The sequence below is a fragment of the Formosa sejongensis genome, assembly GCF_033447105.1.
Classification (GTDB): domain Bacteria; phylum Bacteroidota; class Bacteroidia; order Flavobacteriales; family Flavobacteriaceae; genus Formosa.
On the sequence record NZ_JAWQUN010000002.1, the window covers coordinates 344,739 to 366,898 of the forward strand.

The following is a 22,160-nucleotide window of genomic DNA, read 5'->3' on the forward strand; positions in this document are numbered from 1 at the left end:
AAGTAGAAAACATCAATAATTCATTTAATTTCTACGATTTCAGGAAATTAATCGGCCTTTACAATCGTCAGAGCTACTAAGTCAATTTTAGTATTAGAGACTTCTAGGATGCTAAACTGAAAATTACCTATAACAACAACCTCATTCTGACTTGGAATTTCTTCTGTAAAGTTCACTATAAATCCACCCAAAGTTCCATAATTTTCACTTTCAGGAATGTTTAATTTGTAGTTTTCATTTAAATAATCGACTTCAATTCTTGCAGAAAATGTATAATTTTCGTCGTCTATTTTTTCTTCAATTAAATCTATCGTATCGTGTTCATCTTCAATTTCACCAAATAACTCTTCTACAATATCTTCAACAGTCATAATTCCAGATGTTCCTCCATATTCATCTAAAACCACCGCTATACTTTTACGTTTTTTAATAAGTACGCTTAACACGTCTTTTATGAGCATGGTTTCAGGCACCAATTCTACTGGAAGTAATATAGATTTTATTGTTTTTGGCTTTTTAAATAGCTCGAACGAGTGTACATAACCAAGAATATCGTCTATGGTATCTTTGTAAATTATTATTTTAGAACAGCCTGTTTCTGTAAATAAGCTGTTTAAATTTTTAGTAGACTCATGAAGTTCAACCGCAATAATTTCGGTTCTTGGCACCATTACTTCACGGGCCTTTACTTCTGAAAACTCTAAGGCATTTTGAAAAATTTGTATTTCAGAATCGACTTCATCATGCGCTTCTACAGACTGCATTTGTTCTGTAATATAATTCCCGAGTTCTACTTTCGTAAATGCAAGTTGCACTTGATCGCCTTCGGTTTTAAAGAAACGTTTCAGAACAAAATCTGAAACCCATAACACGAAATCTGAAATCCACGAAAAAATTCCGTAAAAGATATACGCTGGAACTGCGAAAAATTTAATTAATGTATTGGCATAAATTTGAAAAAATACTTTTGGTAAGAATTCTGCCGTAATTAGTATAATAAGTGTAGATATTACGGTTTGGGATAACAAACTTAAATCATTCAGCATATAATTTATAAATCCTGAATTTGAATTTAATAACATAGACTGAAACCAATTTACCAACAAATCGCCCATAAAAAATCCATATATAACCAAGGCTATATTGTTTCCAATAAGCATAGTTGCTATAAATTTTGAAGGTTTAGCAGTAAGTTTTGTTAAGATTTTAGCTAAGAATCCCTTTTGCTTTTTTTCAATTTCGATATGGATTTTATTAGACGACACATAGGCAATCTCCATACCTGAAAAAAATGCAGATAGAATTAAACAAATAATGATAATGATGACATCTGGGCTCATCTAAATCTACTAGTCTTTATTATCGAATTTTTTATTGAATTTCTTCCTAAAGAAAAACATAAAAATCGCAGCTGCACATAGCAACAACGACGAATACTCTACGATTCCTGTTGCCATATATTTTGTAACAAGATCGTATAAAAATATAACAGCAAATATTAAATAAGCGTATTGAAAGAGCTTAAAGGATTTATTCATGATTAAAATTTAATTTGGAGCAAAGGTAACGAATTATTCGTCAAGTGTAAGGATTCCATTAATTTCAAGCACCTCGGCTTCTTCAAAATTGACATCAGAATCGAAGCCGTTTCCGTTTATTAAATCGCCTCCAGTTCTAAATTGCACAGGCTGGTTGGTAGATAACCATTGTTTGTTTTGGTCGTAATACAATTGTTGAGCAAATAAAGTATCGTAAGTATTCGTTGCCAATACTACATTTCCTTGCAAATCTATTAAACCAGTCTTGTCGTAAGAGATAGCGTAATCGGATATTACAGTGCTTTTATTATTATCCTTATCGTATAAATACAATATAATACCATCTGGAAATTCTGAAAATGAAAAATCTCGATTCGAATAATCAAACATTTTCGGACTGATAAGATTCGCTTTTAATTTTCCTGAATCGGTATATTTAAGGTTAATATTTTCGGCGACACCAATGGGTTCGTTAGTCGCCACCTCAAAACCTTTAAGGTCTTTAGCACATGAAATAAACATGGTCATAGCAAAAGCTATGACCATGAAAAAAAAAATATATTGTTTTAAAAACATATTATAAGTTAGGAACTGTTACACTAGAACCAATCCAACAACCTATTTTAATAGTTTGACCTGTATTTCCTTCAGAGAAAATATCAGATTTCTGTGGCGCTTTTGCATTATAACTAGCAGCAGATTGCGCAGCATGAGATTTTAAAGTTGGATCTACACGACCAGCTTTTGAAGCCTCGTCTGCAGCTAACCAGAATACAGCACGCTTGTTAAATGTTGTTGTTCCACAATCGTTAGCACTGGCAGCATACATAGCCGCAATTTGCAAGTAAGGACGACCATTTGATGGATTTAAAGTTAAAGCCTGACGGTAATAATTTCTAGCTTTAGAATAGGCATTACCTCTTTTTAATTTATCAGCAATCTTACTGTATAATTTCGCTTTTTTATAAGAATCTGTTTCTAAACTTAATGCTTGCTCGTAATACTTAAGAGCTTCACTACTTTTGTTTTCTTTATCTTTTAAGATTCCTAAATAGTATGCAGAGTTTGCAGAAGGATTTAAACTGTGGTATGCATTTACCAATTTAAAGAATAAAGGATCGCTTGTACAGTCTTTCTCAGACATTTTACCTGCTGCTCTTTGTAACCAAACTGCATTTGTTTTATTCGCTTCGAAATCTTTTTCGTATAAAGGAATTAAGTTCTCACAATTTGCGCGCTCACCTAATTTAGCATTAATACTACCTCCAATTTTATCGTAATTGTCTAAATAGCTTTCGTAATACCTTTTGTATTGCTTTTCTTTACTGGTTAAAGCTGCACCAGTTTCTTCTTTCTCAATTATTACATTCAAGTTTTCAGAACAAAATTCTACTTCTGCATCTACACGTTCAACAACATCGTCATACTTATTAAATAAATCTTGAGCTGTCTTTTGTTGATCATCATACAAATCAACCATTAAAGAAAAGTACGTGTATAAACTTTTAGGATTTTTAAAATTTTCTGGATCTGTAGTATACGCTGAATCAAAAACATTATAAACTTCAAGGTCAGATAAACTTAAAACCGCTTTGTTATCGTACATTAACTGCCCTTTTTTAGCTAAAAGCTCTCCTTGAGTAGATCGTGATGGAAAGTTTAGTGCTTCTTCATCCCAAAGCTTCATCAAATCTTCGATGTAGGCTTTCTTTTCAGCAGCAGTTGCATTTTCAATTTTATAATCTAAAATCTTATTACCATCAATATGTATGGCTTTATTGAATTTAGGACAAGTAGTTCTCACTTCCATCCAAGGCGTGTAAGCAGCCTCATAATTTTTAGCTTTCACATATTCGTGAAAGATAGATAGCTTAGTTGTACATTCTTCTTGAGACTGAGCAAAACTATTTGTTAGCCCTAAGCATAAAACTGCTACTATTAAAGTAACTTTCATTTTCATAATTTTTATTTTTTGCGTAAGTTAATCATATTTTCTTTTAACAAACCATCTATCGTTCAAAGATAAACTGATATTAAAACTAAAAAAATTCTCTTTAATTAAATTTGCTTTGTTTGTTCCTCTTTGTCCAATTTCAAATCCTACATTGGCATTTGAAAACATAGACCCTAGTGGTAAACCAGCACCAAAAGATATGCCAAACTCATTTATTGGCTCATCATTTATAATTAAACCTGAACTTTCTGTTCTAAAACCAGCACGATATACAACGCGATTCCAGTATCCTGTAAAGGCATTATATTTTGGAATATAAAATCCTCCCACAGATAATGCGAATGCATCTTTATACTCAACATTTGGATTTTCGATATACTCGTTGCTAAAAGCACTCGTGTTTTCAAAGGTAGTTTCTACCCCTACAAACCAATGTCTCTGCTGTCCGATACCTGTACCTATAGAAAATTTGGAAGCTACATTTACTTCAGTTTCTTTTTTACCTTCATCAATAAGTGACTGCTCACCATCAATGGTTTCAATAATAGTTTCTTCCCCTGTTGAAGAATTAACGGTTATTGTAGAAAAGGTTCTATAATTTTTAGAGGTTACATTACTTTTAGGAGTGTAAGTTGCAGAAGACACCCATTCAAAATCGTCCATAACCATAGTTTTATAGATTGTTCCAAAATTAAAACTCATTCCACTTAAATCAGATCTGTTATTCTGCTTAGTTTGATACGTTAGAATATTCCCGTCTGTATCGTACAAATACTCTAAAACACTGTTTTTAGTATTTCCAAAACCATATTTGGCATCTACCCCAACGCTAAGCTTATCTGTAATTAAATAACCTACAGAAAGATATACTTTATTTAAGCCTCCTTCACCATTAAAACGGTTTTTCAAATCGCCTTCTTCCGACTCAGTTTGTATTTTATATCCTACTGATGAAAATGGCATTACTCCAAAACCAACACCAAAACGTCCTACTGGTAGGGATAGCGCTATATAATCAAAAGTTGAAGAATTTGCTTTATCAGAATTGTTTTCAGTTTTTAAGATTGTGTTGGTATGACTCCCACCAAGCGCGAACTTAACCGGTCGGCCTTCACCATTATAAACCTTTAAATTTTCTGAAGCGTAAGAAGCTGGGTTTTGTAAATTTATGTGAATACTATCGCTATAAACACTAAGCCCTCCCATACTTTTATTTTCTACAGTCCCTTTAAACTTGGGACTTCCAATACCGTAATATGAGTAAGGTGAAGTAGTACCACCTTCTTGAGCATAACTATTAACTGCAAAAGCAGCAATAAAAACTAATACAAGTTTTTTAATCATTCTTGTGAATTAAATTGTAAAATTGAGTTCAATCCTTCTAAAAGAAAATTCGAGATGGCAAATATGCTACTTTTTAATTGCTTAGACAAGAAATTCGCGTCGCCTCCTGTTAAAATAATTGTTAAATCTCCATATCGTCCTTGGTAATTTGAAATGTTCCCGTCAATTTCATTTAAAATTCCAAATACAACTCCAGAATGTATGGCTGCATTTGTAGAATCTCCAATTATATGATTAGGTATTTCTGGCTTTAACAACGGTAATTTTGCCGTATAATTGTTTAGAGCCTTATATCTTAAATTTAAACCCGGTGAAATTCCTCCACCAAAATACTCTGCCTTGTCCGAAACGAAATCGTATGTAATGCAAGTTCCAGCATCAATTACAAGTACATTTTTATTTTTAAATTGATGTACCGCTGCGCTTACTAAAGCAATGCGATCTAATCCTAAAGTATTAGGTGTCGCATAATTATTTAGAAAAGGCACTGGCGTATCATGATTTAACTGCAATAGTTTACAGGACTTTTTTATGGCCAAAATATCGTTTTCAGTTAAATTCCCAACCGAAGACAGGATCCCTTTCTCTATGTTTTGATGCTTTGTGATAAATTTTTTAAAATTTTTTAAAAAATTTTCAGCATCTACAATTTCTTTATCCAAAATTCTATCCGCTTCAAAAACAGCAAGTTTCACGAAAGAATTTCCAACATCTATTATTAAATTCATAGTAAAAATTAAAAACGCTAATTTACAAAAGGATTTTTTATTAATTTTATTTTGGAGAACAATAAAAAGGTTGTATATTTGCACTCGCAATTACGCACTGGTGCCTTAGCTCAGTTGGTAGAGCAATGGACTGAAAATCCATGTGTCCCTGGTTCGATTCCTGGAGGCACCACCAGAAAACCCTGAAAACATTACGTTTTCGGGGTTTTTGTTTTTATATACCTTTCTGAAGACCCTATATTAAATAACTTATTTACGCTATTATTTTTTTGTTTTGAGTTCGGAATTTTGCTCTAGCTTCGTTATTTTTACCTCGCAACTTTATCTCTACAACATATGGCTATTATTGGTAATATTATAAAAAGTGTTATTCAAATTAAAGATACACTAACGCCGGAATCAAATCCTGTCGAAAATCAAAAAGAGGTTTTAAAATCACTTCTTGAAAAAGCGAAAGACACAGCCTTCGGAAAACATTACAATTTTGAAGCCATTTTAGAACGTGAAGATTTTGAAACTGCGTTTTCTGAAGCCATTCCATATTTCGATTATAACAAAATTAATAACGAATGGTGGTATCGCTTACACAACGACGAAAGTGATATTACATGGCCTGGTAATCCAGATTATTTTGCTCTTAGTTCTGGTACCACAGGAAAAACAAGTAAACGTATTCCTGTAACCAATGCCATGATCGAATCTATACGAAATGCTGGTATAGCACAAGTATTTGCTTTAAATGCCTTCGATTTACCTCCTGATTTTTTTGAAAAGGAAATTATGATGTTAGGAAGTTCTACAGATTTAATTGAAAAAGAAAACCATTTGGAAGGCGAAATTAGCGGTATTAGCGCAAGTAATATTCCGTTTTGGTTTCGTGGTTATTACAAACCGGGAGAAGATATTTCTAAAATCGACGATTGGGACGAACGCGTAGAACGCATAGCCAAAAATGCAAAAAACTGGGATATTGGAGCCCTAAGTGGTATTCCTTCTTGGTTAGAACTCATGCTAAAAAAAGTAATAGAACACCACAATCTTAACAACATACACGACATTTGGCCAAACTTACAAGTGTACACTTCTGGCGGTGTCGCTTTTCAGCCTTACGAGAAAAGTTTTAATGCTCTTATGGGAAAACCCATTACCGTTATAGATACCTATTTGGCTTCCGAAGGGTTTATCGCTTTTCAAGCGCGTCCAGAAACAACATCCATGAAATTGGTTACAGACAATGGTATTTACTTCGAGTTTGTTCCGTTTAAACCTGAATATATTTTAGAAGACGGTTCTTTAACTCCAGATGCGCCATCTGTAACTTTGGCTAATGTAAAACTAGACCAAGATTATGTCCTTATTATAAGTACCGTTTCTGGAACTTGGCGCTATATTATTGGAGACACTGTTATGTTTACCGATGTAGATCGTGCTGAAATAAAGATTACGGGACGCACAAAATTCTTTCTTAACACTGTAGGATCTCAATTATCGGTTAATAAGATGAATGATGCTTTGCTTCATATAGAAGAAAAATTCGATATGAAAATCCCTGAATTTACCATTTGCGCGAAAGAGTTTGAAGATGGTTTTTATCATTCTTGGTATTTAGGAACCGAAAACACAGAAAAAGACACCACTATAATAGCAGAAGCTATAGATGAATTTCTGAAAGGAGCGAATAAAAACTATGCCGTTGCACGCTCTAAAGCACTTAAAGGCTTAAAAGTAAATTTGATACAGCCTGATATGTTTTACAATTGGAATGCCCGAAATAAAAAGAAAGGTGGACAAGTAAAAATGGAACGTGTTATGAACGTAGAAAAATTTAAAACTTGGGAAGATTTCGTTAATGCTTAAATAGTTATTCTACTTCAAGTTTTTTATCGCGTTCCTCTATTAGCAGCATGATTTCTTCTGGTGACAAATAAAAGCGCTTGATTCTATTTTTATAGTAATCAGGAATATTGGCATTGTCCAAAATGAAATTTTTGGTCGCAATAATATAATCTTCCATACCATGAATAATCGCGAAAGAATCGGCATTTCTTTCAGCTTCTTTTATAAATTTTTCTGAAAACAAGTATTTAAATCCGAATATAATAAGACCAAAGCTGGTATGGTTTTGATAATCGCAAACATGTCCCAACTCGTGGCCCAACCAACCAATAATAACATTTGAAGGAATATTTTTTGTTGAAAATACTGAATCAGAAATTTTTATCTTTTTACTGATAAAAATTACATAACGTCTCCCCTTCTTTCCTTTTAACAAACTTCCAAATTGAGGTTGTGCTTGCATGGTAGATTTCTTGATTTCCTTTTTAAAACGGATATCAATCTCTACATCTTCTAGTTCAGGATAAAAAGACAAAGCAATTTTTGCTTCCTTCTGAATAGATTTTGGTACTGAATGATTTTTTGAAATTAATACTGTAGACATGGCTTGCGATTGTAGCAGGATTACACTTAGAATGAATATGATTTTTGATAAATAGAACTTCACACGCAGTTAATTTAATGGTTTCTCGGCCGAAATATCACTCTCGGAGTTTCCATTTAAAAATCCTTTAGGAAAATCTAAAGTTCTAATTGGGAATGGAATATTAATGTCGTTTGCATCAAATACCGCTTTTATTGCTATAATAGCTTCAGATTTAGCTTTGGCAACTTCTAGTGCCGACGTAGATTTAATCCAAAAACGGGTTTCAAAATTAATAGAACTATCCGCAAATTCTTTATACATAAACAACACATTCTGCTCACTATCTACAGCTTCAAATTCTTTAACTATAGTTTGTATTACCAAATCTCTAACCAATTTTAAATCGGAATCGTAATGCACACCACACTCTAAAATAACACGCGATTGTGCTGTTGTAGAATAATTTTTTAGCGGATTTTCTACCACCATTTTATTTGGCAAATAGACTAAATTATTATCGGCTTGTTTTAAGGTTACTGCACGTAAATCTATATTTGTAATTTCACCTTCATATCCATTACTTTCTATCCAATCTCCAAATTTTACAAAATGCAAATACGACAATACTATACCCGAATAAAAATTAGATAATGCACCTTGCAACGCCAAACCAATCGCTAAACCAACGATTCCCGCACCCGCTAAGGCCGATTTTAAAAATGTTCCTAATTGTAATATACTAAGTATTAAAAACAGACCGAATAACACAATAATAGCAGAGACCATTTTAGAGATTAGGTTTCTCATTGAAATTTGAAGTCTGCTTTTACTTAAAGCCCTGGTCACAATTTTATCTATGTATTTAGACAAAAATAATACAGCCAAAAATACGACTATAGCTATTATTAGGTTTGGAATCCCTGTAACAATATTATCTAACCACACATCTAACTTGTCCAACATTTTTGTCCAAGCCTCTATTAATCTTTCATACATATATCTACTTACTATATTAAAACCTATTACGGTTTGATAAGTTACTAAAAATATTACTTACCATTTTAACACTATCCATTTTATATGACCTCAATCAGAATAACCTTATAAAACCACTTCAAATAGGTTTCTCAAAATCATATTATTACATCAAATACAATCAACTTTCAGCATTAAAACACCTACAACAAACGTTCTATTTAATTAATCGTTTTACAAGCGTGCTTAACGTTAAGCCCTGAACTAAAATAGAAAACACGACTATCATATACGTTATTACAAGAAACAATTCCCTGTGCATATCCGACGTTAAACTTAAAGCTAATGCGATGGAAATTCCACCTCGCAATCCTCCCCAAGTCATGATTTTATTGGTTTTAGGAATAAAATCTAAACGTTTTTCAAATAAACTAATAGGCCCATATAACGAAATATACCTACTTACTAAAGCAATTGGAATAGCCAATAAACCTGCAAAAATGTATGCCCATTGAAATTCTAAAACCAACATCTCCATCCCTATTAACACGAACAAAATGGTATTTAAAAGAATGTCTACTAGTTCCCAAAATTTATCGACATAATTCTCTGTAATTTTAGACATCGCTGAACCTCTAACTTTATCATTCCCAACAACTAATCCAGCTGTTACCATAGCTAAAGGTGCCGATAAATGAAATTTCTGTGCAACAACAGTCCCAACCATAACGGTTGCCAACGTAATAATTACTTCTATATCGTAATCGTCTATAGATTTCATTAAGCGGTACGTTATATATCCTAAAAGTAATCCGAGAATTATACCTCCAATAACTTCGCGACCAAACAATTCTAAGACTTCACTTACCTGAACACCCCCACCTCCAGAAGCGTTTGCAATTTGAAATAGGGTTAAAAACACCACCACACCTACGCCATCATTAAACAATGACTCTCCTACAATTTTAGCTTCTAAATCTTTCGGGACACCAACCTTTTTTAAAATTCCAAGCACTGCAATAGGATCTGTTGGAGATATTAAAGCACCAAAAAGCAAACAATAAATAAAGCCTATATCGAACCCTAACAACAGCAAGACGCCATACATAAAACCTCCAATTAAAAAAGTAGATAATAAAGTGCCCACTGTTGCAAAAACAAAAACAGGCCAGCGCTGTACTTTTAATTGTTCGAAATTAGTGTGCAAAGCACCTGCAAAAAGCATAAAACTTAGCATAATATCTAATAATACAGTTTCGAAATCTATTTCGTTAATTAACTGTCGTTCTGCCAACAAAAGGGTTTTGTCTATAGTTGCAATAGCGAGCACAATTAAAGTAAACACCAAGGTTATAAACATTAACCCAATGGTATTTGGCATTTTTAAAAATCTGACATTTATATATCCAAAAACAGCGGAAAGAAAAACTAGTGTGGTAATAATTACAAAATAATCCATGGTGCGTCTTTAAGTAGATTAAAATAAATCATAATTATGCAGATTAACAAGATCTTGGTTGGTTCAATTTCAGAAAACCGTAAATTAGCTGTAAATAAAATTAAAAACAAACGACTTAATTAAAGCTTACATTATAAAAAAGGTGTAAAATAAACCATTTCAAGAGCATGCAAAAAACATATTACGATCCCGCCGACTTAAAAAAATTCAGTAAAATCTCTGATTGGAATGAAGAATTAGGAGAGAAATTCTTTGATTACTACGGAAAAGTATTTGAAGCAGGCGCTTTAACTGAACGCGAAAAATCTTTAATTGCATTGGCTGTTTCTCATACTGTACAATGTCCGTATTGTATTGATGCATATACAGGGGATGCTTTACAACGCGGGATTACTAAAGAAGAAATGATGGAAGCTTTACATGTTTCGGCAGCCATTCGTGGTGGCGCATCTTTGGTTCATGGTGTACAAATGATGAATAAAGTTAATAAATTAGAGATGTAGTTATTCCTTAAAACAATTAGAAATAGACACATTACGATGAAACTTTGGAACATCTTCAAGGTGACTATAACATTATCATTTACGAGAACACACATGACCCAACAATCACTTCATAAACGCAATAATAAATTAGCACAAAGTCAGCAACAATTAGATTATCTATCGAATGGCATCTTTAAAAACGGCGAATTACCAACCTTTAAAACCAAATTATCGGAAACTGGGATTGCGCCATTAACTGCTAACACTTTAGAAATTCTTCAAATTAATGTTGGTTATATGTGTAATCAAGTCTGCGAACATTGCCATGTAGACGCTGGTCCAGATCGCAAAGAAATTATGACGCGAGAAACCATGCAGCAATGTCTGGAAGTTATAAAAACCACCAAAGCACACACTTTAGATTTAACAGGCGGTGCTCCAGAAATGAATCCTAATTTTAGATGGTTTGTTGAAGAAGCATCTAAAGCAGGAATAAAAGATTTTATTGTACGGTCTAACTTAACAATTATTCGTGCCAATAAAAAGCATCACGATTTACCCGAATTTTTCAAAAAGCACAACATTCATGTGGTAAGTTCTATGCCACATTGGACCCAAGGAAAAACAGACAAACAGCGCGGAAAAGGTGTTTTTAGTCAGTCTATCCAAGCTTTAAAAGATTTAAATGCCGTTGGATATGGTATGCCGGGAAGCCATTTAAAATTAGATTTAGTTTATAATCCGTCGGGAGCCTTTTTACCAGGAAATCAGGTGGCTATGGAAAAGGATTTCAAACATGCGTTATTAGACGATTTTGGCATCCAATTTCATCAATTATTTGCGATTACAAACCTACCTGTTAGTCGTTTTCTAGATTATTTAATTGCTTCAGAAAATTACGAAGATTATATGTATGCCTTGGTAGATGCATACAATCCGCAAGCTGCAGCAAGCGTGATGTGCATTAATACCTTATCTATAAGTTGGGATGGTTTTTTATACGATTGCGATTTCAACCAAATGTTAGAACTACCTGTAAACAGCAACGTGAAACACATTTCTGAATATAATGAAGACCTACTAAATGGCAGGGCAATTGTAACCTCTCAGCATTGTTATGGTTGTACAGCAGGCGCAGGAAGTAGTTGCCAGGGTAGCGTAGCCTAATTTTTTATTCATTTTAATATTTACTTTTAAAATATGGGATTTTTCACCTCTAACGATCAAGAAAACGACGATGAAGCTATTGCAACATTTCATTTTCCAACCTCTAAAAAAGCACTAATTATTTTTGCTCGAAATCCAGAATTGGGTAAATGCAAAACACGTTTAGCAAAAACTATTGGAGATGAAAATGCTTTAGATATTTACAGGACACTTTTACAGCACACTGCTAAAATTTCGGAAGGCGTAAACGCTGACAAATTTGTGTTTTACTCCGAACATATTCATAAAAACGACACTTGGGACGATAATAATTTCAGAAAAAAGCTACAACAAGGCGAAGATTTAGGCGAACGTATGCATCATGCTTTTTCTGATTTATTTCAAAATAATTATCAGAAAATCATTATTATTGGAAGTGATATTTTAGACCTTACTACAGAAATTATTAACGATGCATTCAATAAACTAGAGTATCACGATGTGGTTATTGGCCCAGCATTAGATGGTGGTTATTATTTATTAGGAATAAAAACATTACAGCGCGATTTATTTGAAAACAAATCTTGGGGAACTGCGACTGTTCTTGAAGATACACTTAAAAACTTAACTAACAAATCGGTTTATTTACTTGAAGAATTAAATGATATCGATACATTTGAAGATATAAAGGATTACCCTCAACTTAAAAAATACAGCATATATCATGATTAAATATATAAACGAAACTACAGAATATTTACAAAACAAAGGCTTCGACAAACCTGAAATAGGAATTATTCTAGGCACTGGATTAGGAAAATTATTAGAAGACATTTCTATTATTCATGAAGTGAGTTATAATCAAATTCCATATTTCCCAACTGCAACTGTAGAATTTCATAAAGGAAAATTAATCTATGGAGAATTAGAAGGCAAGAAAGTAATTGTTATGCAAGGCCGTTTTCATTTATACGAAGGCTATACATTACAAGACATCACCTACCCTGTTCGTATTATGAATCAATTAGGAATTCATACCCTTTTAGTATCTAATGCATCTGGAGCAGTAAATTTAGATTACGAAAAAGGTGATTTAATGCTAATAGACGACCATATTAATTTACTTGGTGGTTCTCCACTAGCGTTTAAAGGTGTATCCAAACTTGGCGAACGATTTGCCGATATGAGTGCCCCTTACGATAAAGAAATTAACGCTAAATTTAAAAGCATAGCCAAAGCACACGACATTACATTGCACGAAGGTGTTTATGCAAGTATGTTAGGTCCTCAATTAGAGACGCGTGCAGAATACAAAATGCTTAAAATTTTAGGCGCCGATGCTGTAGGAATGAGTACCGTTCCCGAAATTATTGTTGCCAATCACTTAAAACTAAAAGTAGCTGCCGTTTCTGTAATTACAGATAAAGGCGACCCAGAAAATTTACAACCCGTAGATATAAGCGATATTATTGCGATTGCAGAACAAGCAGAACCAAAAATGATTACACTCTTTAAAGAACTTATAAAAACACTTTAGTTTTGAGCTACCTCGATACTACATACAACGTTTATAAGGACGCAGCCTTGACTCCTGATGTTGGATTATGTTGCACCACAAATCCTATTTGGGAATTACCGGGTTTAAAAATTCCGCGCATCATGCAAGACATGAATTATGGCTGCGGAAGTACTGTTCATGCTCGCGATCTTACAAACAATCCAACCATACTTTATGTGGGTGTTGGTGGTGGGATGGAACTGCTGCAGTTTTCTTACTTTAACAGAACAGCAGGCGGTGTAATTGGTATTGATGTGGTTGATGAAATGTTAGAAGCTTCGAGAATTAATTTTAAAGAAGCCGAAACCCTAAATCCGTGGTTTAAAAGTGAGTTTGTAACCTTAAAAAAAGGAAATGCTTTACAACTTCCTATAGAAGACAACACCATTAATGTGGCTGCTCAAAACTGCTTATTTAATATTTTTAAAGCTGAAGATTTAAAACAAGCTATTGCCGAAATGTACCGTGTTTTAAAACCTCATGGCAAGTTAGTTATGAGCGATCCTACTTGTGAACAGCCTATGAATGATGCTTTACGAAACGACGACCGTTTACGTGCCTTATGTTTAAGCGGAAGTATTCCTATTGCCGAATATATTAAAATGCTAACAGATGCTGGTTTTGGAACTATCGAAATTCGTGCGAGAAAACCATACCGTATTTTAGACCCGAAACACTATGACACAGATACATTAATCTACATTGAATCTATTGAAGTCGCTGCTATAAAAGATCCAATGCCTAAATATGGACCTTGTATATTTACAGGGAAAGCTGCGATTTTTTATGGTAAGAACGACTATTTCGATGACAATGCCGGCCATATTTTAGTTAAAAATCAGCCATTGTCTATTTGTGACAAAACGGCTCAAGCATTACAAGATCTTAAAAGAGACGATATTTTTATATCAGAATCTACGTTTCATTACGATGGAGGAGGTTGCTGTTAAGTACCTCCTTTTTATAACATCCCACTAGTGATTTTATTTAATTTATGGACAAGTATATAGACATAATCCAAAACTCCTATTCTGGCTATTGGCGATATTTAAAACATGAACTAATTTCGGTAAACCATTGGGATAATTACTTCTACGGTTTAATTGTTATTTCGTTAGTGGTTTGGGGTTTGGAAATTGCATTTCCTTGGCGTAAAAATCAGGCTATTTTTAGAAAAGATTTTTGGTTGGATACGTTTTATATGTTCTTCAATTTTTTTCTTTTGAATTTAATTATCCTCATAGCTTTATCTAATACCGTAGCTGAATTATTTAACGACATACTTTCTATATTCGGAATGTCGCTAGAAAATTTTCAAGTTTTAAACATCTCCAAATTACCTAAAGCATTCGGCTTATTTATCTTTTTTATAGTTAGCGATTTTGTACAATGGAATACGCATAGATTATTACACCACGTTCCTATGCTTTGGAATTTTCACAAAGTACACCATTCCGTAAAAGAAATGGGGTTTGCAGCACATTTACGTTATCATTGGATGGAACCGGTAGTTTACAAATCGTTATTATATGTTCCTATTGCTATAATTGGAGGTTTCGATGCTCAGGATGTGGCTTTTGTTCACTTTTTTGCAATTACAATCGGGCATTTAAACCATGCGAATCTAGGATGGAATTACGGTCCATTTAAATATATTTTAAACAATCCTAAAATGCATATTTGGCATCATGCTAAAGAATTACCTCCAACTTCAAAATACGGAGCAAATTATGGTATCACTTTGAGTATTTGGGATTATTTATTTAAAACAGATTACATTCCGCATAACGGAAAAGATATTGAATTGGGGTTTGAAGGCGACGAGCATTTCCCGAAACATTTTATTGACCAAGAACTATATCCCTTAAAAAGACACCATGATTAAAAATATAATAGTTGCAGTTCTAATATGTTGTTCAACATCACTTTTTGCACAAGAAATAAATCACACACTTTGGACCACTTTTTTAAACGAAAATGTAGACCAAAACGGACATGTTAATTATAAAAACATAAAGCAGCATCCTGAAAATTTAAACGCCTATTTAGATATTCTTTCTAATAGCAAACCAAGTTCTAGTTGGTCTAAAAATGAAACTTTAGCCTTCTGGATTAATGCCTACAATGCGTTTACAATAAAACTTATAATCGATAATTATCCTCTTAAAAGCATAAAGAATATTAGCAATCCTTGGGATAAAGAATTTATTTCCATAAACAACAAAACGTATTCATTAGGAAATATAGAACACGATATACTAAGAAAACTAGGCCAGCCTAGGATCCATTTTGCCATCGTTTGTGCATCAGAATCATGTCCTAAATTAAGGAATGAAGCGTATACTGCAAATCAATTAAATACGCAATTAGACCTCGCTGCTTCGACATTTATTAATTCTAACAAAAATCAGCTAACGCCAGGGACAATTAAATTGTCTAAAATATTCAAATGGTTTTCTGGTGATTTTGAAACAGATGGTACATTAGTTCAATTTATTAACACCTATGCCAAAACTAAAATTGGGCCTTCAGAACGTATTTCTTATTTAGATTATAATTGGGATCTAAATGAATAGTTTTTCAATCCTAATACCTGTTTTAAATGAAGCTAAAAATCTTCAGGAGTTAATTCCATATCTATTAAAAAATTTATCTTTAAATAACAGTATAGAAATAATAATTATTGATGGTGGGAGTACCGATGGCACACAAAATATAGTAAGTAGATTTACTGAAGTAAAACTTCTGCATTCAGAAAGAGGACGTGCAAAACAAATGAATTTAGGCGCTAAATATGCCAAAGGTAACATTCTATATTTTCTTCACGCCGACTCTTTTCCTCCTAAAAATTTCGATAATTATATTATTGAAACTATGAATTCCAAAACCCAAGCTGGTTGCTTTAAAATGGCGTTTAAATCCTCGCATTGGTTATTAAAATTAGCAGGTTGGTTTACACAGTTTAGTTGGAAAATAAGTCGTGGTGGTGACCAAAGTTTATTTATAACCAAAACTCTTTTCGATACTCTTGGAGGTTATAACGAGGATTATATAATTTACGAAGACAATCATTTTATAAATGGCATATATAATGTGACTAACTTTGCTGTTATTCAAAAAAAACTAACCACTTCTGCACGACGATATCAGGAAAATGGCATCTGGACTTTGCATTATCATTTTTCAGTTATCCATTTAAAATATAGGTTGGGTTCTTCTCCTAAAACACTTTATAACTACTATTTAAACCATATAAGTGTTAAAAAATAATAAATTTTACTTAATAATTTTTTAAAGGACAGCAATCGTTTCGTGTAATATTCTATTTTCACAAAAAATTGCTAATATGAAACACCACTACTTTTCAATCCTAATTTTCTTTTTACTTTATTCTTCATCTGTAATTGCTCAAACCAAAATTCATGCTAGAGTTTTAGATTCTACAAATCAGGCTCCAATTTTGTATGCTACGATTTCTTACAACAATTCGACTGGCGTAATAAGTAACGATGTTGGGCAATTTCAGCTTCACATAAACACGCCAATTACAGAACAAGATTCTTTATTTTTTAGTTGTTTAGGCTATGAATCTAAACAGTTAGCAGCTAAAACATTTCAAGATAGTTTGGTGTACTTAAAACCAAAATCTATTGAATTAAATGAAGTGATGCTATTCAATAAAAATTACACTGTTGAAGAAATAATTGAAAAGGCAGAAGAAAATTTAGAAAAAAACTACACCGTTAGCTACGAGAAAAGCAAACTATTTTTCAGAGAAACTTATGGCTCTACTATTCTTAGAAAATGGGTTAAAATTAAAGCATCTACAATTCCAGAATTTAATCAGGAATTAACCGATAGTATTTTAAAGGACATCCCTTTGGAATCTTATCAATACACAGAAATTTTAGGTGAATTATACAAGAATAAAACCGAGACAGAGAATGATACTGTTGTTAAATTAGATATTTTAAAAGCTTCAGAACTTTACGACAAAAATAACGAAATGACATTTGAAGCCTATGAAAAAAAGCTGAATGACATTCTTAAAAAACATGTTAAACGCGATTCTTATTTTAAAATCAAATCAGGTTTATTTGGAACAAAAGAAGACATAGATTCTTCATTCTTTAAAGATGAAACCAACGAAAAAACAGACGCTTTTTTAGAAGCAGAAAAAAAGAAAGAAGAAGACAAGAAAAAGAATTTCTTAAAGTATAGAAAACGCATGATTAACAGTGTTGAAAGAAATAGCTTTGTTGATGAGAAGTCTAGCTTAAACTGTATTCATAAATCTAGTAGATACGAATTCGAACTTTTAGACTACTCTTTTTTAAACGATCAATATGTTTATAAAATTGCTTTTAAACCCAAAAGAAGCGAAGACTATAAAGGTATTTTATATATAAATACCGACGATTTTGCAATTATAAGAATCGATTTTAAAAATGTAAAATCAATAAAAACATTTAAACTTTTAGGTGTTTCGCTAGACGTTTACTTACGACGAGGAAGTTTAATCTACGCAAAAAACAGTGCAGATTCTTACAGTTTAAAATATGCCGAAATTGAAACAGCAGATAAAGTAGGAATAGACAGACCTCTTAAAATTATTGAGAAAAACAAAAATGTAAAAGGCCGTAGAAAGCAAAATGAACTTTCTGCCGATATTAATTTTATAGCTTCAAATCATTATAAAAGAGAAATGGTAGTTTTTGAAAATGAAAATATTACAGAAGCCGACTTTAATGCCTTCAAAGAAAAAGCGCAAGTTAAACCCATTTATCTTCCAGAATATGATCCTGAGTTCTGGAAAGGTTACAATATTATAGAACCTAATAAAGCAATAAAAGCCTTTAAAAGTATTGAAATAGAAGAAAATTAAAATATTGAAAGGTTTTATACTTTACATAGACTACAATTGATGTTGTATGGGTATTAAACAGAAATAGAAAACTGTATTATAGTAAGTGCCACAAAGACCATTTTATATAAGATCATTCTTTTATAAAATGGTCTTTGTGATATTTATGTTCACATTTTATCCTACCTCAACAAGAAGAATTTAAAAAAAGAAAGCAAATCCGAATAAGTAATTACTTTTGCATCTTTTATTTTGAAACACTAATATGTCCATAATTAAAGTTATTATTCCGGCGTATAATGAAGCCGATTCCATAGGCAAAGTTATACACGATTTACCCAATAGTGTAGACGAAGTTATTGTCGTTAACAATAATTCCACAGACGGGACTATTGAAAATGCTATACAAGCAGGAGCAACCGTTTTAACCGAAACAAATAAAGGTTATGGTTACGCGTGCTTAAAAGGCATGGATTACATCTCTAAACAAGCTAAAAAACCAGACATTATTGTCTTTTTAGATGGCGATTATAGTGATTACCCAGAACAATTAACAGAGATTATTTTCCCTATCCTAGAAGAAAATATAGATTTTGTAGTAGGCGCGCGTACGAAAAACCTTCGAGAAAAGGGTTCTATGACAGTTCCACAAGAATTCGGAAACTGGTTAGCGACTTTTTTAATGCGATTATTTTTTAATTCAACATTTACAGATTTAGGTCCGTTTCGCGCAATAAAATACGATAAACTACTGATGTTAAACATGTTAGATAAGACCTACGGTTGGACTGTCGAGATGCAATTGAAGGTTTTAAAGCAATCTTTTACCTATCGTGAAATTCCTGTAAAATATCGTAATAGAATTGGTGTTTCAAAAGTATCAGGAACTATTAAAGGTGCTATATTTGCAGGCATAAAAATACTTTATTGGATTTTTAAATATAGCTTTAAAAAATGATATTAGAAATTATTATAATTGCCATCTATTCAACATCTCTAGCATTAATATTCGTATATGCTTTAGCACAGTTGAACTTATTATTAAATTACCTTTCTGCACATAAGACAGATACCCATTTGCCACCATTGGATATTTCTAAGGAAAATGAACTGCCAAAAGTAACGATTCAATTACCCGTTTTTAACGAAATGTATGTAATGGACCGTTTGTTAGAAAACATTGCATTAATGAATTATCCAAAGCATAAATTGGAAATTCAAGTGTTAGACGATTCTACAGACGAAACAGTACAAACGACTTCTGCTCATGTCGAAAAATTAAGAGCAACTGGATTAGATATTACACATATTACAAGAACAAACCGTAGCGGATTTAAAGCAGGTGCTTTAAAAGAAGGGTTAGAAATTGCAAAAGGTGAATTTATCGCCATTTTCGATGCCGATTTTTTACCGGAATCCGATTGGTTACTGCGTACACTTCCGTATTTTAAAGACAGAAATATTGGAGTTGTTCAAACACGTTGGGGCCATATAAACCGCGAATATTCTTTACTTACAAGAATTCAAGCCTTCGCTTTAGATGCACATTTTACACTAGAACAAGTAGGTAGAAATAGTAAAGAACATTTTATAAACTTTAACGGTACTGCTGGTGTTTGGCGTAAAGCCTGTATCCTAGATGCTGGAAACTGGGAAGGCGACACCCTTACAGAAGACTTAGATTTAAGTTACCGTGCCCAACTTAAAAACTGGAAATTTAAATATCTTGAAGATGTAGAAACTCCTGCCGAACTTCCTGTAGTTATTAGTGCTGCCCGTTCTCAACAATTCCGTTGGAATAAAGGTGGTGCAGAAAATTTCAGAAAAATGCTTTGGCGTGTGTTAAAATCCGATAATATTTCTGGAAAAACTAAAGTTCACGGTGTCCTACATTTATTAAACAGCACTATGTTTTTAAACGTATTTATCGTGGCTGTTTTAAGTATCCCAATGCTATATATTAAAAACGAATATGCACACTTAAAACCATATTTTTACATTATGAGTTTCTTCGTGGTAAGTAGCGTTATTTTCTTTATTTGCTATTGGTTTATGTATAAAAATATTTATGGTGGTGGTATAAAAAACTTCATTAAATATATTGGTATGTTTTTCACATTCTTTACAGTAGCAATGGGCTTTTCATTACATAACTCTATTGCTGTTTTAGAAGGTCATTTAGGAAAACGAAGCGAATTTGTACGTACACCAAAATTCAACATCAATAACCTTAAAGACAGCTGGAAAGGCAATAAATACATCAAGAAAAACATCTCTGTAAATGTCATTTTCGAAGGTCTACTTACGTTGTATTTCGCATTCGGAATGTACAGTGCATTTGTTGTTGGAGACCAAGGTGGTGATTTCGGACTATTTCCTTTTCACCTAATGTTATTTTTAGGTTTCGGATATGTATTTGTTACGTCTTTAACTTCTAAAGTATAAATAATTTGGGCGTTACCCTATGGGTCGTGCTTTCCGCTATAATCTTTTGCAAAAGAGCAAAAGGATATCCGCTGCAATCACTAACGCAAAAGCACCACAAATACCATCTTGTTTACATAAAAAACAACAGGGTATTCGTGGTGCTTTTTGGCTTTATAAGTATCTTTGTAATACAAGATAACACACAGTTAAGTTATTTATTTACAGTTACAAGATGAAAGTATATAAACGCAAAAAAAGGTTAACAGCCCAAGAGTATATAGATGGTGTTTTAAGTGGCAGTCGTGTTATTCTTTCCAGAGCTATTACTATTATAGAAAGCAATTTAGAAAGCGACAAAATCTTAGCAAAACAAATTATACAATCTATTCTACCCTATTCTGGAAACTCCATCCGAATTGGAATTACAGGTGTCCCTGGTGTTGGTAAAAGCACATTTATAGAAGCATTTGGAAAACACTTAACCAATCTAAATTTCAAGGTTGCAATCTTATCCATAGACCCAAGTAGTCAACGATCAAAAGGGAGTATTCTAGGCGACAAAACCCGAATGGAAGAATTAAGTAATAACGAAAATGCTTATATCCGTCCCTCTTCAACTGGCGATACACTTGGTGGCGTTGCTAATAAAACAGGTGAAACCATGCTCCTTTGCGAAGCGTCTGGTTACGATATTATTCTAGTAGAAACTGTTGGTGTTGGACAATCGGAAACTGCTGTTCATGGCATGACCGATTTCTTCTTGCTTTTAATGCTTTCAGGAGCTGGAGACGAACTTCAAGGCATCAAGAAAGGTATTATGGAAATGGCCGATATGGTTGTTATTAACAAAGCAGACGGCGATAATATTAAAAAAAGTGAAATGGCAAGATTGCAATATCAAAATGCCTTACACATTTTTCCGCAGCCAGATTCAGGTTGGACACCAGTCGTAACGAAGGCATCTTCAACAAAAAACACGGGAATAGATACCGTTTGGGAAAACGTTTTAAAATACAAAGAACTTGTACTACAAAATGGTTATTTCGACGAGAACAGAAATCAGCAAAAAATTAAATGGATGTATAACAACATCAACGAAGAGTTAAAACATTTATTCTACGGCACTCCACATATGAAAAGCAAACTTTCTGCTTTAGAAACTGATGTTATTACCTCAAAAGTATCTCCCGTAAAAGCTGCACAACATATCATGGAGACTTTTAAGAAGAGTATGTAAAGCACTATACGTTTAACTTATCA

At 32.9% G+C, this 22,160-nt stretch carries 22 protein-coding genes and 1 tRNA gene; 14 read left to right on the forward strand and 9 right to left on the reverse strand.

Annotated elements, in window-relative coordinates:
• Positions 1-47: 47 nt before the first annotated feature.
• From R6X41_RS03830 to R6X41_RS03855, 6 genes are read right to left on the reverse strand one after another with little or no spacing between them, the layout of a single operon-like run.
• Entirely contained in the window at positions 48-1,340 is a 1,293-nt protein-coding gene (locus R6X41_RS03830) for a hemolysin family protein (RefSeq protein ID WP_318497603.1), read from the reverse strand.
• A gap of 9 nt (positions 1,341-1,349) precedes the next feature.
• A complete protein-coding gene (locus R6X41_RS03835) occupies positions 1,350-1,538 on the reverse strand; it encodes a hypothetical protein (protein WP_318497605.1) in 189 nt (62 codons plus the stop codon).
• A 33-nt stretch (positions 1,539-1,571) separates the two neighbouring features.
• Positions 1,572-2,114 (reverse strand): LPS export ABC transporter periplasmic protein LptC, encoded by a 543-nt coding sequence (gene lptC / locus R6X41_RS03840; RefSeq protein WP_318497607.1) that lies wholly within the window; start codon positions 2,112-2,114, stop codon positions 1,572-1,574.
• Position 2,115: 1 nt separating this feature from the next.
• Positions 2,116-3,492: a hypothetical protein gene (locus tag R6X41_RS03845; RefSeq protein ID WP_318497609.1), complete on the reverse strand. Its 1,377-nt coding sequence runs from the start codon at positions 3,490-3,492 to the stop codon at positions 2,116-2,118.
• A gap of 27 nt (positions 3,493-3,519) precedes the next feature.
• Positions 3,520-4,836 (reverse strand): BamG family beta-barrel-assembly machinery protein, encoded by a 1,317-nt coding sequence (bamG, locus tag R6X41_RS03850; RefSeq protein WP_318497611.1) that lies wholly within the window; start codon positions 4,834-4,836, stop codon positions 3,520-3,522.
• Complete coding sequence (locus R6X41_RS03855) at positions 4,833-5,564, reverse strand: type III pantothenate kinase (protein ID WP_318497613.1); 732 nt, start codon at positions 5,562-5,564, stop codon at positions 4,833-4,835. The genes bamG and R6X41_RS03855 overlap by 4 nt, the downstream gene beginning before the upstream one ends.
• Positions 5,565-5,663: 99 nt before the next feature.
• Here R6X41_RS03855 and R6X41_RS03860 point away from each other — a divergent pair.
• Both R6X41_RS03860 and R6X41_RS03865 read left to right on the forward strand, forming a co-directional pair.
• Positions 5,664-5,739: transfer RNA gene (locus R6X41_RS03860), tRNA-Phe, on the forward strand.
• 161 nt (positions 5,740-5,900) lie between these two features.
• A complete protein-coding gene (locus R6X41_RS03865) occupies positions 5,901-7,421 on the forward strand; it encodes a GH3 family acyl-acid amido synthetase (protein ID WP_318497614.1) in 1,521 nt (506 codons plus the stop codon).
• 4 nt (positions 7,422-7,425) lie between these two features.
• On the opposite strand, the gene R6X41_RS03870 is transcribed toward R6X41_RS03865, so the two are convergent.
• The 3 genes from R6X41_RS03870 to R6X41_RS03880 all read right to left on the reverse strand — a co-directional run bounded on the left by R6X41_RS03870 (position 7,426) and on the right by R6X41_RS03880 (position 10,420).
• A complete protein-coding gene (locus R6X41_RS03870) occupies positions 7,426-8,004 on the reverse strand; it encodes a hypothetical protein (protein WP_318497616.1) in 579 nt (192 codons plus the stop codon).
• Between the two features lie 69 nt (positions 8,005-8,073).
• A complete protein-coding gene (locus tag R6X41_RS03875; RefSeq protein WP_318497618.1) occupies positions 8,074-8,982 on the reverse strand; it encodes a mechanosensitive ion channel family protein in 909 nt (302 codons plus the stop codon).
• Between the two features lie 196 nt (positions 8,983-9,178).
• Positions 9,179-10,420, reverse strand: coding sequence for a cation:proton antiporter (locus R6X41_RS03880; RefSeq protein WP_318497620.1), 1,242 nt, complete (start codon positions 10,418-10,420; stop codon positions 9,179-9,181).
• 167 nt (positions 10,421-10,587) lie between these two features.
• On the opposite strand from R6X41_RS03880, the gene R6X41_RS03885 reads away from it, so the two are divergent.
• From R6X41_RS03885 to meaB, 12 genes are all read left to right on the forward strand, one after another.
• Positions 10,588-10,923: an arsenosugar biosynthesis-associated peroxidase-like protein gene (locus tag R6X41_RS03885; protein ID WP_318497622.1), complete on the forward strand. Its 336-nt coding sequence runs from the start codon at positions 10,588-10,590 to the stop codon at positions 10,921-10,923.
• Between the two features lie 93 nt (positions 10,924-11,016).
• The gene (gene arsS, locus R6X41_RS03890; RefSeq protein WP_318497801.1) at positions 11,017-12,072 is read left to right on the forward strand and encodes an arsenosugar biosynthesis radical SAM (seleno)protein ArsS; all 1,056 of its coding nucleotides are present in this window, start codon (positions 11,017-11,019) and stop codon (positions 12,070-12,072) included.
• Between the two features lie 33 nt (positions 12,073-12,105).
• A complete protein-coding gene (locus R6X41_RS03895; RefSeq protein ID WP_318497624.1) occupies positions 12,106-12,783 on the forward strand; it encodes a TIGR04282 family arsenosugar biosynthesis glycosyltransferase in 678 nt (225 codons plus the stop codon).
• A complete protein-coding gene (locus R6X41_RS03900) occupies positions 12,776-13,588 on the forward strand; it encodes a purine-nucleoside phosphorylase (protein ID WP_318497626.1) in 813 nt (270 codons plus the stop codon). The genes R6X41_RS03895 and R6X41_RS03900 overlap by 8 nt, the downstream gene beginning before the upstream one ends.
• Before the next feature lie 2 nt (positions 13,589-13,590).
• Positions 13,591-14,559 carry an arsenosugar biosynthesis arsenite methyltransferase ArsM gene (gene arsM / locus R6X41_RS03905; RefSeq protein WP_318497628.1) on the forward strand — a complete coding sequence of 323 codons (969 nt, stop codon included), beginning with the start codon at positions 13,591-13,593 and terminating at the stop codon, positions 14,557-14,559.
• Positions 14,560-14,603: 44 nt separating this feature from the next.
• Positions 14,604-15,494 carry a sterol desaturase family protein gene (locus R6X41_RS03910; RefSeq protein WP_318497630.1) on the forward strand — a complete coding sequence of 297 codons (891 nt, stop codon included), beginning with the start codon at positions 14,604-14,606 and terminating at the stop codon, positions 15,492-15,494.
• Positions 15,487-16,185, forward strand: a complete 699-nt coding sequence (locus R6X41_RS03915) for a DUF547 domain-containing protein (protein WP_318497632.1) — start codon at positions 15,487-15,489, stop codon at positions 16,183-16,185. The genes R6X41_RS03910 and R6X41_RS03915 overlap by 8 nt, the downstream gene beginning before the upstream one ends.
• Positions 16,178-16,879, forward strand: coding sequence for a TIGR04283 family arsenosugar biosynthesis glycosyltransferase (locus tag R6X41_RS03920; protein WP_318497634.1), 702 nt, complete (start codon positions 16,178-16,180; stop codon positions 16,877-16,879). The genes R6X41_RS03915 and R6X41_RS03920 overlap by 8 nt, the downstream gene beginning before the upstream one ends.
• Positions 16,880-16,955: 76 nt before the next feature.
• The gene (locus R6X41_RS03925; protein WP_318497636.1) at positions 16,956-18,494 is read left to right on the forward strand and encodes a carboxypeptidase-like regulatory domain-containing protein; all 1,539 of its coding nucleotides are present in this window, start codon (positions 16,956-16,958) and stop codon (positions 18,492-18,494) included.
• Between the two features lie 244 nt (positions 18,495-18,738).
• On the forward strand, positions 18,739-19,431 hold the full coding sequence (locus R6X41_RS03930) for a glycosyltransferase family 2 protein (RefSeq protein ID WP_318497638.1): 693 nt from the start codon (positions 18,739-18,741) through the stop codon (positions 19,429-19,431).
• Positions 19,428-20,918, forward strand: coding sequence for a cellulose synthase family protein (locus R6X41_RS03935; RefSeq protein WP_318497640.1), 1,491 nt, complete (start codon positions 19,428-19,430; stop codon positions 20,916-20,918). Before R6X41_RS03930 ends, R6X41_RS03935 begins: the two co-directional genes overlap by 4 nt.
• 214 nt (positions 20,919-21,132) lie before the next feature.
• Entirely contained in the window at positions 21,133-22,137 is a 1,005-nt protein-coding gene (gene meaB / locus R6X41_RS03940; RefSeq protein WP_318497641.1) for a methylmalonyl Co-A mutase-associated GTPase MeaB, read from the forward strand.
• Positions 22,138-22,160: the final 23 nt, after the last annotated feature.